Consider the following 15,131-nt stretch of genomic DNA (forward strand, 5'->3'; position numbering starts at 1 on the left):
TAAGATGAGTGTCCTAAGGAAACTGACTCGGAGGAGTGTCCATGGGACCCGCCATCGAACTCGACTCGCGCGCGGCCGGAGCCATCGACGGCCGCCACATCCGGGCCCTCACCTTCCAGGACGTGCGGATGGAGTACGTGACCTCCGTCCTGAACCGCCTCGACATCCCCTGCTCCGGACGCACCGCGCTGGTCATCGGCAGCGGACGCGGTCTCCTCGCCCAGGGGCTCGCCCGCCTCGGCCTGGGCGTCGTCGCGCTGGACCCGTCCCGTGAGGCGACCGCGATGGCCCAGGAGGCCGACACCGGGTCCGTGCAATACATGACCGCCCGCGCCGAGGATCCGGGGCTGGCCGACGCGTCCTTCGACGTCCTCTTCTACGCCGACACCTTCGAGATCACCGACGACCTCGACCGGGTCGTCGCGCACGCGGCCAGGCTGCTGCGGCCGGGCGGCGTGCTGTTCTACGACACCGTCAACCGGACGCCGCTCTCCCGGCTGATCTACCTCGGGGCCTTCCAGGCGCTGCCGCAGACCCGGATCATGCCGCGCGGCCGCTACACCGCCGCGCGCCTGCGCACCCCCGCCGAGGTCGCCTCCGCGCTGGCCGCCCATGGGCTGAAGAACGAGGACGTCTGCTCCTTCAAGCCCACGAACGTCCTCGACCTGGTCAAAGCCACCGTCGCGCGCCGCAGCGGAAAGATCGACGACCGGGCGGTGAAGGAAATGACGAGCTTCATCCTCGAACCCGAGGGCAAGCCTCTGGTCACCTATCTCGGGCATGCCCGTACAAAACACTAGAAGAAGGGCGAACTGATCCTCCTGCGGGAGGACAATGGCCGGATGAGGCAACTCAATGGGCTGGGCGCGTCGCGAACCACACAATTACGATGTGGTGCTCACATACGCCGAATAGGACGGATGGAACGCGCGCCGCCATGCTGGGTTATCCCTCCGACTGGGCCTTGGTCGACGTGGAGACCTCCGGGTTCCGGCCCGCCGAGCACCGCGTGCTGGCCGTCGCCCTGCTGACGGTCGACTCCGACGGGGAGGTGACCGGGGAGTTCTCGTCCCTGCTGAATCCCGGCTGCGATCCAGGGCCGGTCCACATCCACGGGCTGACCCCGGAACGGCTGGCGGGCTCGCCCCGCTTCGAGCAGATCGCGGCCCGGATCGCCGCCCTTCTCTCGGGCCGCGTGATGGTCGCCCACAACGCGCGCTTCGACTACGACTTCCTGGCGCAGGAGTTCGTCCGCGCCGGGCTGCGGCTGCCGGTCGAGAAACGATTGTGCACGCTTGCCCTGAACCGCCGGCTGTCCCCTCCCACACCGAATATGCGACTGGGGACACTGGCCGCTCACTACGGCATCGTCCAGCGCAGGGCGCACGACGCGGCCGACGACACCCGCGTGCTCGCCGGGGTGCTGCGCGGCTCGCTGACCGCCGCCGCCCGGCTCGGGCTCAGCCTGCCGCTGGTGTCCTGCCCGCCGCGCCGGGGCCTGTCCGGCGGCGGGTATCCGGCCCGGCTGCCCAAGGTCCCCTGTGACTACCGCAACCCCGGGCGCCTCACCGCCGGCGGGCCGCTCGTCCAGGGCATGAAGGTGGCGATCACCGGCGACACCCGGACGCCCCGCGCCGAGTTGGCGGCCAAGGCCGCGGCGGCGGGGCTGAACATGATGTCGATGGTCAGCCGCCATACGAGCGCGCTGGTCACCAATGACCCGAGGACCTCCAGCGCCAAAGGTCGGCGCGCCGCCGCCGAGGGCGTCCCGGTCATCGACGAGTCCACGTTCATGCGGCTGCTGCGGGACGTCCGGCCCGGCGTCCCGCACGAACTCGGGTCACCGCCTCCAGCCGCCGCCCCGAAACGAGCCGCGCCTTCCGCGCGTCCCGCCAAGGCCCTGACCGGGCGGCGCGTCCTGGTCCTGGGCGGCTCGCATCCGCGGGCCGCGTCGATACGGAACCGGGTCACCGAACTCGGAGGCTCGGCCGCCGTCAACCTCTCCAGCAGCGTCACCGACGTCGTCATGCTCCCGGGCGCGGACCGCGACCGGCGCACGCCCCGGATCCACGACCTCGGGCTGCCCGTCCATGACGAAGGCTGGCTGCGGGACCCTGAGACGACGGCGGCGACACCCGAGGAGGCCGCGATCCTCGTCCTGCCGCGCGGCGGCGCCACCGACCTGCCGGCCACCGCGCGGACCTGGACCGTCGGCGCGGCGTGGGCGCACCAGGTGACCTGCGACATCGACCTCGTCGCCTTCGCCCTGGACGGCGACGGGCAGGTCGCCCGGGACGAGGACTTCGTCTTCTACGGCGCGCCCGAGGCCCCCGGCGGGCCCATCACGCTCTCCGCGGACGGCCCCGCCGAGCAGTCGATCACCATCGACACCGCGCACCTCCCCCCGGCCGTCGAGCGGGTCGTCATCGCGGCCGCCATCGACGGCACCGCGACGTTCGGCACGGTCGGCGCCGTGGAGATCACGGTCGCGCCCGGCAGCAGCGAGGCCCCGCTGGCACGCGCCACCCTCGACGCCGGAACCACCGAGCGCACGATGCTGCTGGCCGAGGTCTACCGGCGCGGCCCGTCCTGGCGCCTGCGCGCGATGGGCCAGGGCTACGACCACGGCCTGGACGAGGTGGCGCGCGGCTACGGCGTCGACATCGACGACTGAGGCCGCACCCGGCTCAGCAGCCGGATCAGGATGGCCGCGACCAGAGTCACCGCCGCGTTCACGGCGATGGCCGGGTGGACGCCCTCCGGTGTGGTGGCGATGCTGCTGAGCAGCGGGATGCCGATCGTCATGCCGACCTGCTGCGCCATCGCGCTCAACCCGGTGGCCAGTCCTTGCTCGTGGTCGGGTAGGCCGGATGTGACGGTGACGACATACGCCACGACGGCCACCATGTTGCCGAAGTAGCAGGCCGCCAGCGCCGCCACGACCCACCAGGCGTTTCCGGCGGCGAGCAGCCCGGCGGCGGACAGCCCCTGGAGGGCCAGCCCCAGCGCCAGGACGCCGGAGGCGTCCATCGGGCCGATGAGGCGGGGCGCGACCGCGCCTCCGGCCAGCGCGAGGAGCCCGGCGGCGCCGAAGGCGAGGCCGGTGGACGCGGCGTCGAGGCCGAGCGTGTCCTGGAGGTGGACGGTCATCAGGAAGGTCGCGCCGGTGGCCATGCTGACCGTGGTCAGGCCGCCGAGGACGCCCAGGCCGACCGTCCGCCGCCGCAGGATGTGCACGGGCGCGAGCGGATCGGGGCTGCGCAGTTCCACGATCCAGAACGCGGCCAGCAGGACGGCGGCGGGTACCAGCGCCCAGCGCGCGAGGCCCCCGGTCGTGACGCCCCACACCAGCGCCAGCAGCCCGAGCGTGACGGTGATCGCGCCGGGCAGGTCGAGCCGTGACGTGCGGCCGCGTCCCTCCGGCACCAGCCGGAGGACCGCGACGAGGATGACCAGCGCCACCGGGACGTTGACCAGGAACGCCCAGCGCCAGCTCCAGAACCCGGTCAGCAGCCCGCCGAGCAGGGCGCCGCAGGTGAACCCGGCCGCCGTGACCGCGCCGTTGAGCCCGAGCGCCCGCGCACGCAGCGGCCCCTCGGGGAACGCGGTGGTGATCAGCGACAGCGCGGCGGGCGCGGCGATCGCGGTGGACAGCCCCTGGACGGCGCGGGCCGACAGCAGCGCGGCGGGCGTGTGGGCCGTCCCGCCGAAGACGGAGGCGGCGGTCAGCAGGCCGAGCCCGATCACCAGCATCCGGCGGCGGCCCGCGAGGTCGGCGACCCGCCCGAACAGCAGCGTGAACCCGGCGGCGGGCAGGGCGTAGGCGGTGGCCACCCACTGCAACGTGTCGAGGCCGAGGCCCACGCCCCGGCCCACGGCGGGCAGGGCGACGTTGAAGATCGAGAAGTCGGCGGCCAGCATGAACTGGGTGCCGAGCAGGAGCGCCAGCACCGCCTTCTGGCGCGGGCCCATGCGGGCGGCCGGGGCGTCGATGCGCGTGGTCATGGCTTGCGAGCGTGCCGGCGGGCCCGGCGCTTACCCAGTCACCCCGTTTTCCTACGCCTGGCAGGGTCAGGCTCGCCGCGCACGCGACGGGCATGATGCCTGTATGGCTGCGAGTACGGAATTGGGGCGGTTCCTTCGCGTGCGCCGCGACCGGCTCACCCCCGAGGACGTCGGCTTGGACCCCTACGGGTCGCGGCGCCGCGTCCCGGGGTTGCGGCGGGAGGAGCTCGCCCAGCTCGCCGGGGTGAGCGTCGCCTACTACACCCGGCTGGAGCAGGGGCAGAGCGCCAACGCCTCGGACGCGGTGCTCGACGCGATCGGGCGCGCCCTCCGGCTGGACGAGGAGGAGCGGGCCCACCTGCGCGGCCTGGCCAGGCCGCCGCGCAAGGGCGCCCGGCGCTCGCGGCCCGAGCGCGTGCGTCCCGCCACGCTCGCCGTGCTGCGCTCGATGGACCTCAACCCCGCGCTCATCCTGGGCAGGGCCGCCGACATCCTGGCCTGGAACCGTCCCGCCCACGCGTTGCTGGCCCCCCACCTCCCCCTGGACGCTCCGGACCGCCCCTCCGACCGCCCCAACATGGCGCGGCTGGTGTTCCTGGAACCGCACACACGCGACCTGTACGCCGACTGGCCGGCCAAGGCCCGCGACACCGTGGCCTACCTGCGCAAGGCCGCCGGGCAGTGGCCCGACGACCCGGCGCTGACGGAGCTGGTCGGCGAGCTGGCCGTGAAGAACGAGGAGTTCGCCGCCCTGTGGGCGCGCCATCCGGTCCGCGACTGCCACTCGGTCGAGGTGACCTTCTGGCATCCGCTGGTGGGTGAGATGAAACTCGCGGAAGAGGTGTTCCGCCTCCAGGAACAGCCCGACCAGCGCCTGGCCGTCTTCGCCGCCGAGCCCGACTCGGCATCCGAGTCGGCCCTCCGCCTGCTCTGCGCCCTGTGAGAGCAGCGGCACCGCCGCCGCGCCGCTTCCGCCGGGCACCGCCCCCGACCCGCCTTGAGGTCGAGCGCGGACGGGAAAGCGTTTGGCCTGGTCCGAGTTGCGGATCTAGATTTGGTCCACGTGCGGATCATCTCCCTCAACGCCTGGGGCGGCGCGATGTTCGACGCGCTCGCGCCCTGGCTCGACACGTGCGGCGCCGACGTCCTGTGCCTCCAGGAGGTCACCCGCACACCCGCGCTGGGCGGGTGGACGCGTTTCGACGACGCCGACCGGTCGCTGCCCCAGCGGGCGGACCTCCTGGCCGATGTCCGCGCCCGGCTGCCGCGCCACCAGGGGCTGTTCGCGGTGAGCGACGCGGGGCCGGTTCAGGATCACGAGGGGCGGCGGCACCGGCAGGACTTCGGGGTGGCCACCTTCGTCGGCGCGTCCCTGCCGGTGGTCGGCATGCGGTCGGCGTTCGTGCACGGCGACTACACCGAGCACCGCGACGAGTGGCCGAACGACGGGCGGCCGCGCGCCGCGCTGGCCGTGCGCGTGCGCGACCGGCGGGCCGAGCGGTTCGTCACCGTCGTCAACCTCCACGGGCTGCGCGACCCGCGCGGCAAGGCCGACACCCCGGCCCGGCGCGCGCAGGCCGAACGGCTCGCGGACCTCGTCAGGGGAGCGCGCGGGGACGGTGACATGACCGTCGTGTGCGGCGACTTCAACCTGCTCCCGGACAGCGAGACCTTCCAGATCCTCGCCGACCTCGGGTTGACGGACCTCGTCGGCGGCGCCGACACCAGGACCTCGCGCTACCCCAAGCCGCTCCGGCACGCCGGTTACGTGCTGGTCTCCGACCCCGCCGGGGTGGAGCGGTTCGAGATCGCGGCCGCGCCGGAGGTGTCCGACCACCGCGCCCTGCTGCTCGACCTCTAGGTCAGGTGGCGGCCTCATCGGTGCGGGCACCGGCGAGGATGGCGTCCAGCAGTCCCGGGTAGCGGGCGTCCAGGTCGTCGCGGCGCAGCGTCAGCAGGTTCTCCCGGCCGGACGGCTCCTGGATGATCACCCCGCTGTCGCGGAGCACGCGCCAGTGGTGGGTCATGGTGGATTTGGCCGCGATGCCGAGCTCGGTGAGCACGCTGCCGCAGTTGCGCTCGTCGCCGCCGTCCAGCAGGCGGACGGCGGCCAGCCGCACCGGATGGCCGAGCGCGGTCAGCACCCCGTCGATGCGGATCTGGTCACGGTCCGGGTGGCGGTACCTCATGGTCCCACCGTAGCGCGACAGTCGAACAATTGCCCCTTGCACCTCCGTACGATTGTACGTAAGTATTCGTACGATCGTTCTGTCGCTCGATGACCTCGAAGGATGTCCCTGGCATGTCCGCTGCAACGAGACGGCCGAGGCTGGGCTGGACCCTGGCACTGCTGGCGCTCGCCCAACTGATCTACGCGCTCGACCTCAACATCGTGTTCGTCGCCCTCCCCGAGATCGGCGCCGACCTCGGCTTCCCCGGCCAGACCCAGCAGCTGGTGGTGAGCGCCTACGTCGTGTTCGCCGGCGGGTTCCTGCTGCTCGGCGGCCGCGCCGCCGACCTGCTCGGCCGCCGCCGCATGTTCGTGCTCGCCCTGGCCCTGTACGCCGTCTCCTCGCTGGCCGGCGGCCTGGCGCCGTCCCCCGCCACGATCATCGCGGCGCGCGCGGTGCAGGGGATCGGCGGCGCGCTGCTGCTGCCCTCCACGCTGTCGCTGATCAACACGTTGTTCGAGGAGGGACCGCAGCGCAACCGGGCGCTCGCGGTCTGGGGCGGCGCGGGCGCCAGCGGCCTGACCATCGGGGCGCTGCTCGGCGGCGTGCTCACCGAGAACTTCGGCTGGCCCGCCGTCTTCTACGTCAACGTGCCGCTGGCCGTCCTCGTGGCGCTGGCCGCGCTGGCGGTGATCCCGCGCGACCCGTCGGGCGGACCGCGGCGGCGCTTCGACCTGCCCGGCTCGCTGACCGCCACCACGGGCGCGACGCTGCTGGTGTTCGCGCTGGTGGAGGGGCCGGAGGAGGGCTGGGCGAACCCGCTGGTGGTCGGCGCGTTCGTGCTGGCCGCCGCGCTGCTGGCGGCGTTCGCGGCCATCGAGCGGCGCAGCGCCGATCCGCTCATGCCGTTCCGGCTGTTCCGCAACCGGAACCTGACCATCGGCCTGAGCGTCACGTTCATCTACATGGCGACCTTCGGTGTGCTGCCCTACTTCCTGACCGTGCTCATGCAGAGCGTGCACGGCTACAGCGCCCTGGAGACCGGGCTCGCCTTCCTGGTCCCCTCGCTGGCGATCGCGACCGGCACGCAGCTCGGCGAGCGGCTGACCACCCGGATCGGCCTGCGCGCGACCCTGCTGACCGGCTTCACGGTCGGGGCCGCCGGGACGGCGGGCATGGCGGCCGGCTTCGGCGCGGACGCCGGATACGGCCTGCTGGTGCCCGGCCTCATCGTCTCCGGCGTCGGCCAGGGCGTCGTCTGGACGGCGATGTGGATCGCCGCCGCCACCGGCACCGCCGCCCACGAGCAGGGCGTCGCCAACGGCGTCAACTCCACCGCCCTGAACATCGGCAACGCCATCGGCCTGGCCGTGTTCACCGCGCTCGCCGACATCGGCACCGGGGGCAGGACCGGCGAGGCCCTGCGCACGGCCACCGCCCACGGCGAACTCATCGTGGTGCTGCTGACGGCGGCGGGGATGGTCGTCGGGCTGCTGGTCAGCCTCGTCCTGCCGCGCTCGGCCGCGTCCGCCCCGCCCGCGGCCGAGAGCACCGACTCCGGCCGGTTGCTCACGGGCTGATCCCGGTCCGGGGTGGGAGCCCGTGCCGTCGGACTACAGGTTCGCGAGTTCGCGCAGGGCCTTCTCGGACGGCGAGCCCGGCTCGGCGGCGAACAGGTCCAGGCCGACGGCCGTGCAGGGTGAGGCGGCCCACGACCGGGTGGTGCAGCCGGTACGAGCGGGACCGGACCTGGGCCACCGGGTGCTCCGCCCAGAGCCGGGCGAAGTCGGGGCTCAGCTCGCGCATGTCGTCGACGTGCGCGGTGAGGGCGGGGTCTTCGCGGAACCGTCCGAGCAGGACGCGCAGGTGCGCCGCTTGCTCGCGCGCCGTCCGCTCCCAGCCGTCGCGGTGCGGTTCGCGCTGATGGGGCTCGGCGAACAGGAGGTGCGTGAGCGTGCGGCGGCCCTCCGGCAGCGCGGCGAAGCCGCCGGACACCGCCGCGGCGAGCCGGTTCCAGCCGACGATCCGGGTGTGCCGCCCGATCGCCAGGGCGGGTGCCGTCTCGAACGACCGCAGCAGGTAGCGCAGGCCCCGGGGGAGTTCCGGGCCGTCCTCGGCCACGGCGCAGGGCCGGGGGCGGCGCGCGATCCCGCGCACGCCACGGACCTGGTTGGACGGCCGCCACCGCCCCACGCTGGCGGACAAGCGATCCACGATGAACAGGCATGGACCATGCCCCAGACACTCGGACTCATCGGCGGCGGGATGACCGGTTCCGCCGTGGGCCGCCTGGCCCTCGCGGCCGGGCTGGAGGTCGTCCTCAGCGACCCGCGCGGCCCCGAGACCCTCGCCGGCCTCGTCGCCGACCTGGGCGCGGGCGACCGCGCCGCCACCCCGGCGGAGGCGGCGCGGGCCGCCGACCTGGTCGTGGCCGCCGTCCCCCTCCTGGCCTTCGACCGGCTCCCCGCCGAGGCCCTGGCGGGCAGGACGGTGCTGGACACCGCGAACGACCACCCCGAGCGGGACGGCCGCCCGCCCGAGCTGGACGGGGGCGGGCCGACCGGGGGGCGCGGCCCGGCTCCCCAGCGACGGCCTCGCGGACTGAGGCGCCCTTCACCAGGCGGCCCCGGTTCAGGACGAGGCGCGCACGAAGTCGGCCACCGACACGGGCGTGATCTGCGGGTACCTGGCGTTGTCGAGGGTGTCGAACTTGCCCTTCCCGCTCACCATGCACCACTGGTACTGGAGCGCCACATAGTCGAACGGGTTCTCGGTGAGCCCGGCCCGGCGCTCGATCTCGGCGCGCAGCTCGTCGGCGGTGCCCAGGTCGCGCAGCTCCAGCCGCCGGCCGGAACCGCGCTGGACCGCCTCGTGGAACCGCCGGAACGAAATGACCTCACCGGCGAACCGGAGCGTGCCCGTGGCGCCCGGGTCGAGCGCGACGGCGGCGGTGTAGGCGGCCGTGTCGGAGACCGAGGTCAGGTCGAGCGGCTGGTCGGGGTCACCCCAGTGCGACAAGGTGCCCCCCTCCCAGTCCACGATCCCCATGAAACCGACCATGACCTCGTAGAACGCTCCATTCAGCACCGACACCACGTCCAGGTCGGCCCCGCGGAAGCGGGCGGCGGCCGCGCGGCGCCAATCGATCATGAAGTTGTCGCCGTCCGCCAGCTTGGTCACATCGACGGCGAAGTCGGACGGGATGAAGCGGGCGGCACCGGCCTTCTCGGCGGCATGCACGAGGTTGGCCTGCCCGTCCACGATCACGTCGGGGCCGCCCTGGACGGCCGAGATCACCGTCGCGGCGTCGCCGACCGCCTCGGCGAGCCGCGCCGGCGGATCGGTGATGTCGCCCGCGACCACCTCAAGCCCGCGGGCCTGGAGCGCCTCGATCGCCGCCTTCTTCGCGGCGTCCTCGCCCGGCCGCACCAGGGCCCTGACGGACGCGCCCCGGTCGAGGAGGGCGTCGACGATCCGTCCGCCGAGCAACCCGGTCGCTCCGGCCACAAAGACCTTCGATGACATGTTGTTCTCCTTAGCGATGTCGCCTGGAACCCGTGTCCAGGCGTTCAGGGGATGAGGGGCGCCCAGCCGTCCGGCCCGAATTCGGGCAGCACGAACAGAACGCACGTGACCTCTTCGGAAAGGGCGCGCTCGGACGGCCCGTCGGAGGCAGGGCACCGCGCGGGGACGCGGATCGTGGCGACGGCGGTCAGCGCACGATCAGCGCACGATCAGGGATCCGCTAGGAGTTCTTCTTGATGGCCTCGGCGAAGGCGCCGAGGCCCTCCGCCAGGTGCTCGACGTCGGAGGACTCCCAGCCGGACAGCAGCGCGGCGACGGCGTCCGCGCGCGCCTTCCAGAGTTCGCGGATGGCGAGCCTGCCCTCCCGCGTGACGCTCACCAGCTGCGCCCTGGCGTCCGCCGGGTCGGGGTGCCGCTCGATGAACCCGCGCGACTCCAGCCGCTTGGCCGGGGGAGAGAGCGTGGACTTGTCCACCTCCATCAGCCCGGCCAGCACCGACAGCCGCACCGGCCCGTGCAGGGAGACCTGGGCGAGCAGGGTGTAGTCCCCCAGCGACATCTCCAGCCCGGAGGACGCCATGATCCGCCGCCGGGTGGCCGGGGCGAACATCCAGTTGCCGACCGTGGCCAGCGCCGCCGCCACACGGTCGGCGGCCTCCCGCTGACCCGGCCGGTCCTCCCGGCCGGGGGCATCGTCCATCTCGCGCCCGGCCCCTCATTAGTTGGTTTTACTCAACCAACCATATGCCGCGGCCCCGTCCCCGGCAAGCGCGCGCCGCGCATCGTTCAGCTCGGGTGGCAGCCGCGCCACCGCTCGGTGGCGACGCCGGAGAGGATCACGCCCACGACGTCCCCGGCGAGTTCGGGCGTGACCGGCAGGTGCCCGAAGAGCACCCGGTAGTAGGTCGTCGAGGCGAGCATGTCCAGGAGGAGGTCGATGTCGATGTCGGGCCGCAGGTCGCCCCGGTCGACGCCGCGGCGGAGCGCGGCGGCGGTGGTCGCCCGGCGCGGATGGAAGAACAGCTCGAAGAAGTGCCGTTCGAGCGCGGGGTCGCCCGCGAGGTCGGCGACGAGCGCGGGGAGCGCGCGGCGGCCGAGGGTGGTGGTGAAGGCCGCGCTGAGCGTGCCGATCCCCGCGATGAGGTCGCAGTGGGTGCAGCCGGTGTCGGGCGTGGGCGCGGTGCCGATGGTGGTGGCCAGGGCGTCGATCACGAGGTGCCGCCGGGACCGCCAGCGGCGGCGGATGGCGGGCTTCGTGGTTCCGGCGCGCGCCGCCGCCCCCTCCATCGTCAGGCCGCTGTAGCCGACCTCGTTGAGGATCTCGACGACCGCCTCCCGGACCGCGTCGTCGATGCGGGTGTCGCGGGGCCGCCCGCCGGCCGGAGAGGCGGACGGCCCGGAGGAGCGGCTTGTCGGCTTGCCCATGTGGGCATTGTATATGTTACGTTCCGATCCGGAACGAAATATAACTGGAGGCCGCCATGAAGCCCGGTGCCGACGAGACCGGAACACCCGATCGCGACGTCCGCGAGGGCGCGCCCGCCCCACCACCCGAGGCCGACCGCGCCGCGGGCGGCGTGTTCGGCGGGCCCTACCGGGCGCTGACGGCGGGGGTGCTGCTGTCGGTCGGACTCGTGGCCCTGGAGTCGCTCGGCGTGGCGACCGTGCTGCCCGGCATCGCCGCGGACCTCGGCGGCCTGGGCGCCTACGGGTGGGGCCTGTCGGCCCTCATGCTGGCCAACGTCATCGGCACCGTCGTCGCCGGACGGGCCGCCGACCGGCGCGGCCCGGCGGGTCCGATGGCCTGGGGCATGCTGCTGCTGGCGGCCGGCTGCGCGGTGGCGGGAGCCGCGCCCACCTGGCTATTGTTCCTGGCCGGCCGGTTCCTCCAGGGGCTCGGCGTGGGCGCGGTGATGGCCATGGCCTACACCGTGATCGGGCTGGCCTACCCCGAGCGCCTGCGCGCCCGGATGTACGCGCTGCTGTCCTCGGCCTGGACCATCCCGTCGCTGGTGGGCCCGGCCACCACCGGCGCCCTCGCCGAACGGACCACGTGGCGGTGGGTGTTCCTGCTCATCCTGCCGATCATCGCCGTCGCCGCCGCCCTCGGCCTTCCCCCGCTGCGCGGGCTGCGCCGGTCCGGCGGCACCGGGGCTCCCCCCGCCGCGCTGCCGTGGTGGAGGCGTCCGCTGGGCGGCGCCGTGCTGCTCACCGTCGGAACCGGCGTCCTGCTCCAGGCGCTGCTGCTGACCGACACGGTCGCCCTGATCGTTCTGGCCGCCGTCGGCGTCCTCGTCACGGTCCCCTCGTTGCGGTGGGTGGCGCCGCCGGGGACGCTGGGCGCCCGGCGCGGCCTCGGCGCCGGGGTCGCCGTCCGCGCCCTGCTGTGCGGCGCCTACTTCGGCACCGAGGCGTTCCTGCCGCTCGGCCTCCAGGAGTCGCGCGGGATGACCGCGACCGCGTCCGGCCTCGGGCTGTCGGCCGGGGCGATCACCTGGGTCGCCGGTTCGGCGTTGCAGGCCAGGAGGGACGCCCGGGGCGCCGGACGCACCGCCGCCACCGTGACCGGCTTCGCCGTCCTCGCCGTCGGGGTCGCGCTGATCGCGGTGACGGTCATGTCCGGCGCGGTCCCGGTGTGGACGGCCCTGCTGGGATGGGCGGTCGGCGGGCTCGGGATGGGCATCGGCTTCAACGCCTCCACCACCGAGACGCTGCGCCAGGTCCCGGCGGAGCGGCAGGGCGAGGCGAGCGGCGCGCTCCAACTCGCCCAGACCTTCGCCACGGCCCTGATCGCCGGGTTGGGCGGAGCGGCCATCGCCTTCGGGGACGACCGCGACTCCTCGATGCTGGGCGTCTTCGTCCTGACCGGGCTGCTCGCCGTGGGCGGCATGCTGCTGGCACACCGCCTCCGTGCCGAACCGGCGTGACCTCCGCCTCAGAACCGCTTGCCCTCATCGCGGGCCTGGGCGTGGGCCTCACGGCGCGCGGTATCGGCGTCGGCGGTGGCGAGGTTCGGAGCGAAGCGCACGGTGGTGATGTCCGTGATCCCGGCCCAGCGCAGCCAGTCCTCGAAGAACCCGCGCTGGTGGTCGGCGCCGAACGCCGGTCCGCGAGCGTCGCCGTAGACGGCGCTCGTGTACAGGACGGCCGCCTTCTTGCCGCGCAGGAGGCCGGTGTAGCCGTCCTGGGCGTCGAAGCCGAACACCCAGCCGGGCTGGGAGACCACGTCGATGTACTGCTTGAGGATGTACGGCACTCCCGAGTTCCACATGGGGACGCTGAACAGGTAGCGGTCGTAGGAGTCGAAGCGCTCGAAGACGGCGCGGGCGGCGGCCCACGCGCGTTCCTGCGCGCCGGAGGGGTCGGCGCCGCCGAAGACCGCCATCTTGGCTCCGGCTCCGGCGGGGCCGAACTCGGGGAGCGTGCCGTCCCAGAGGTCGTGGTGGTCGACGGTGTCGCCGGGGTGGGTCTCCCGGTAGGCGTCCAGGAACGCGGCGGCGAGCGCCAACGACTCCGAGGACGCCCCGCGCGGCGAGGCGGAGATGTGCAGCAACCGGCTCATGAGCTGATCCCTTCCATAAACGGACTATGGTCCATATACTCTGGAAGATTAACGGACCGTGGTCCGTATAGCAAGCGGTCGGCGCCGGGCTAGGGTGAGGCTGGTGAGCGGGGTCGACCCTGACGTCGTGAGGCGTGCGCAGCGCGGCGACCTGATGGCATTGCACGAGGTCCTCGACGTGCTCACGCCCTATGTGCGGCGGCTCTGCGGGCCGATCGCGCTGCAGGACGCCCCCGACGCCGCCCAGGAGGCGCTGATCGTGGTCATGCGCAACCTGAAGGACCTGCGCGAACCCGCCGCGCTGTTCGGCTGGGTGCGGGTCGTCGCGGTGCGCGAGGCGGTGCGGGTGGCCAAGCAGTCGGCGCGCGCCGTCCCCGCCCCCCTGGCCGAGGTGCCCGCGCCCGGTGACCCGGCGCTCGCGGCGGACGTCCGCGACGTCCTGGACCGGCTGTCACCCGAGCACCGCGCCGTCCTCGTGCTGCGCGACCTGGAGGGGCTGGACGAGGAGACGGCGGCGCGGATGCTGCGGGTGCCGGCCGGGACCGTCCGGTCGCGGCTGTTCCGGGCCCGCGCGAGCTTCCGGCGGAACTGGCGGGACGAGGGGGCGGCGCGATGACCTGGCCGGTCGGCGAGCTGGACGAGGTGCGACGGCTCCGCGCCCTGGCGGCGTCGTTCCCGGGCGTCCTGCTGGAGGAGGCCGTACTGCCCTCCACTTTCGAGGACGTGTGGGCGGTGCTCGGCGACCCGGAGCGCGGCTTTCCCGGGCTGGTGCCGGACGTCCGTACCCTGCGCGTCACCGAGCGCCATGGCGAACGGATGCGCGCGGCCGTGCGCGGCCGTTCGGGCCTGCGGGGACGGTTCGACATGGTCCTCCGTCCCGGCTGGTGCCTGATGCAGAGCCGCTTCCTGGTGTTCGGCATGGGCGCCGTCGCTGCGGGCGACGGCACCCGCTTCGCGTATATGGCGGCACTCCGTGTGCCAGGGGCGCGCGTCCTGGGGCCGCCGGTTCGGCGCCTGCTGGGGCCGCTGATCCTGCGCCGCTTCGTCCGGCGCTTCACCCCGGAAGCGTGACGCGGATCACGGGAGTGGTTCGGGCCCCCGGCGTCCTCTCCCTAGCATGCGAACCTACGAAATCGCGGCCCTCGTGGTGGCCACCGTCCTGTTCCTCGACGCGCTCCTGCACGTGTACTGGATGACCGGACGCACCTGGCCCGCCCACGACGTGTCCACCCTGTCCCAGGGGCTGCTGAACGCGGACGTCCCCTTCACGCCGCGCGTCCTGGCCCCGCTCGTCCTCGCCCTGTCGGGTGCCGGGGCCACCGTCCTGGCCCAGGCCGACGTGATCCTCGCCGGCCTTCCGGGATGGCTGCCCCTGGCCGGAACGCTCGCCGTCGCCGCCGGAGCCGGAGTGCGCGCCCTGGCCGGTGTCGCCTGGGCCTTCGGAATCGGCGCCGAGAGGGACTCGGCCTTCTACAGGCTCAACCTCGTCCTGTACACGCCGCTCTGCCTGCTGCTGGTGGCGGCGACGGCGCTCGTGGCCGCGCACTGAGACTCCGGACGTCCTTCGCGGTTCGGACGGGTTGCCGCACTTTCGGGAGCAGGAGACCGAATAGCCGGCGCGAAGCGGCCGCCTCCGGAGGCCCGCATAGCGCGTGTTGCATCGACGGCACGAGATCATCGCCACACCGAATCCCGCCAGATGATGACATCGGCCTCATGTCCGTCACAGCCGATGTTTCGGAAGCCGACCGCACGTTCGACGTCCACTTTTTAAGCACCCGGCCTATTTTTACAAAAATGGCCAATCACGGCCGTTCACAACCCGGAAAATTTCATTGACAGCAATACCCGCGTAACACAAGATCGCA

The 15,131-nt window shown here is 73.3% G+C and carries 16 protein-coding genes and 1 pseudogene; 10 read left to right on the forward strand and 7 right to left on the reverse strand.

Translation table 11 applies throughout. The features are described 5' to 3' along the window. The first annotated feature begins 41 nt into the window (after positions 1-41). Positions 42-800 (forward strand): methyltransferase domain-containing protein, encoded by a 759-nt coding sequence (locus tag GNZ18_RS31980; RefSeq protein WP_156220359.1) that lies wholly within the window; start codon positions 42-44, stop codon positions 798-800. Between the two features lie 137 nt (positions 801-937). Then, positions 938-2,674 carry a DEDDh family exonuclease gene (locus GNZ18_RS31985; protein ID WP_156220360.1) on the forward strand — a complete coding sequence of 579 codons (1,737 nt, stop codon included), beginning with the start codon at positions 938-940 and terminating at the stop codon, positions 2,672-2,674. Here the strand turns inward: GNZ18_RS31985 and GNZ18_RS31990 are convergent. Further along, a complete protein-coding gene (locus GNZ18_RS31990) occupies positions 2,650-4,005 on the reverse strand; it encodes an MFS transporter (RefSeq protein ID WP_216651505.1) in 1,356 nt (451 codons plus the stop codon). The genes GNZ18_RS31985 and GNZ18_RS31990 overlap by 25 nt on opposite strands. A 103-nt stretch (positions 4,006-4,108) precedes the next feature. Here GNZ18_RS31990 and GNZ18_RS31995 point away from each other — a divergent pair, with 103 nt between their 5' ends. After that, a complete protein-coding gene (locus GNZ18_RS31995) occupies positions 4,109-4,948 on the forward strand; it encodes a helix-turn-helix transcriptional regulator (protein WP_156220361.1) in 840 nt (279 codons plus the stop codon). 120 nt (positions 4,949-5,068) lie between these two features. Next, entirely contained in the window at positions 5,069-5,866 is a 798-nt protein-coding gene (locus GNZ18_RS32000) for an endonuclease/exonuclease/phosphatase family protein (protein WP_312874870.1), read from the forward strand. Between the two features lies 1 nt (position 5,867). Here the strand turns inward: GNZ18_RS32000 and GNZ18_RS32005 are convergent, their stop codons facing one another. Next, positions 5,868-6,194 carry an ArsR/SmtB family transcription factor gene (locus tag GNZ18_RS32005; protein ID WP_156220362.1) on the reverse strand — a complete coding sequence of 109 codons (327 nt, stop codon included), beginning with the start codon at positions 6,192-6,194 and terminating at the stop codon, positions 5,868-5,870. Between the two features lie 113 nt (positions 6,195-6,307). Here GNZ18_RS32005 and GNZ18_RS32010 point away from each other — a divergent pair, with 113 nt between their 5' ends. After that, on the forward strand, positions 6,308-7,756 hold the full coding sequence (locus GNZ18_RS32010; protein WP_214615771.1) for an MFS transporter: 1,449 nt from the start codon (positions 6,308-6,310) through the stop codon (positions 7,754-7,756). On the opposite strand, the gene GNZ18_RS42695 is transcribed toward GNZ18_RS32010, so the two are convergent. Continuing rightward, positions 7,746-8,390 carry an MmyB family transcriptional regulator gene (locus tag GNZ18_RS42695; protein WP_312874875.1) on the reverse strand — a complete coding sequence of 215 codons (645 nt, stop codon included), beginning with the start codon at positions 8,388-8,390 and terminating at the stop codon, positions 7,746-7,748. The genes GNZ18_RS32010 and GNZ18_RS42695 overlap by 11 nt on opposite strands. A 51-nt stretch (positions 8,391-8,441) precedes the next feature. Here GNZ18_RS42695 and GNZ18_RS42700 point away from each other — a divergent pair. Beyond that, positions 8,442-8,624, forward strand: a pseudogene (locus GNZ18_RS42700) (NAD(P)-binding domain-containing protein); the annotation flags it as partial. 183 nt (positions 8,625-8,807) lie between these two features. Here GNZ18_RS42700 and GNZ18_RS32020 read toward each other — a convergent pair. From GNZ18_RS32020 to GNZ18_RS32030, 3 genes are all read right to left on the reverse strand, one after another. Then, the gene (locus tag GNZ18_RS32020; protein ID WP_156220364.1) at positions 8,808-9,701 is read right to left on the reverse strand and encodes an NmrA family NAD(P)-binding protein; all 894 of its coding nucleotides are present in this window, start codon (positions 9,699-9,701) and stop codon (positions 8,808-8,810) included. Between the two features lie 220 nt (positions 9,702-9,921). Next, entirely contained in the window at positions 9,922-10,401 is a 480-nt protein-coding gene (locus GNZ18_RS32025; protein ID WP_156220365.1) for a MarR family winged helix-turn-helix transcriptional regulator, read from the reverse strand. Positions 10,402-10,487: 86 nt separating this feature from the next. Continuing rightward, positions 10,488-11,126 (reverse strand): TetR-like C-terminal domain-containing protein, encoded by a 639-nt coding sequence (locus GNZ18_RS32030; protein WP_156220366.1) that lies wholly within the window; start codon positions 11,124-11,126, stop codon positions 10,488-10,490. Positions 11,127-11,182: 56 nt separating this feature from the next. On the opposite strand from GNZ18_RS32030, the gene GNZ18_RS32035 reads away from it, so the two are divergent. Continuing rightward, the gene (locus GNZ18_RS32035) at positions 11,183-12,628 is read left to right on the forward strand and encodes an MFS transporter (RefSeq protein ID WP_156220367.1); all 1,446 of its coding nucleotides are present in this window, start codon (positions 11,183-11,185) and stop codon (positions 12,626-12,628) included. Positions 12,629-12,636: 8 nt separating this feature from the next. Here GNZ18_RS32035 and GNZ18_RS32040 read toward each other — a convergent pair whose 3' ends face one another. Then, complete coding sequence (locus GNZ18_RS32040) at positions 12,637-13,263, reverse strand: FMN-dependent NADH-azoreductase (protein ID WP_156220368.1); 627 nt, start codon at positions 13,261-13,263, stop codon at positions 12,637-12,639. 103 nt (positions 13,264-13,366) lie between these two features. Here GNZ18_RS32040 and GNZ18_RS32045 point away from each other — a divergent pair, with 103 nt between their 5' ends. The 3 genes from GNZ18_RS32045 to GNZ18_RS32055 are packed head-to-tail and all read left to right on the forward strand — an operon-like array spanning position 13,367 to position 14,812. Then, entirely contained in the window at positions 13,367-13,879 is a 513-nt protein-coding gene (locus GNZ18_RS32045; RefSeq protein ID WP_214615764.1) for an RNA polymerase sigma factor, read from the forward strand. Beyond that, positions 13,876-14,334 (forward strand): hypothetical protein, encoded by a 459-nt coding sequence (locus tag GNZ18_RS32050; protein WP_156220369.1) that lies wholly within the window; start codon positions 13,876-13,878, stop codon positions 14,332-14,334. The genes GNZ18_RS32045 and GNZ18_RS32050 overlap by 4 nt, the downstream gene beginning before the upstream one ends. Positions 14,335-14,380: 46 nt before the next feature. Beyond that, positions 14,381-14,812 (forward strand): DUF3995 domain-containing protein, encoded by a 432-nt coding sequence (locus GNZ18_RS32055; RefSeq protein ID WP_156220370.1) that lies wholly within the window; start codon positions 14,381-14,383, stop codon positions 14,810-14,812. Positions 14,813-15,131 lie beyond the last annotated feature (319 nt).

This window comes from Actinomadura litoris (genome assembly GCF_009733595.1).
In the GTDB taxonomy this organism is placed as follows: Bacteria; Actinomycetota; Actinomycetes; order Streptosporangiales; family Streptosporangiaceae; genus Spirillospora; species Spirillospora litoris.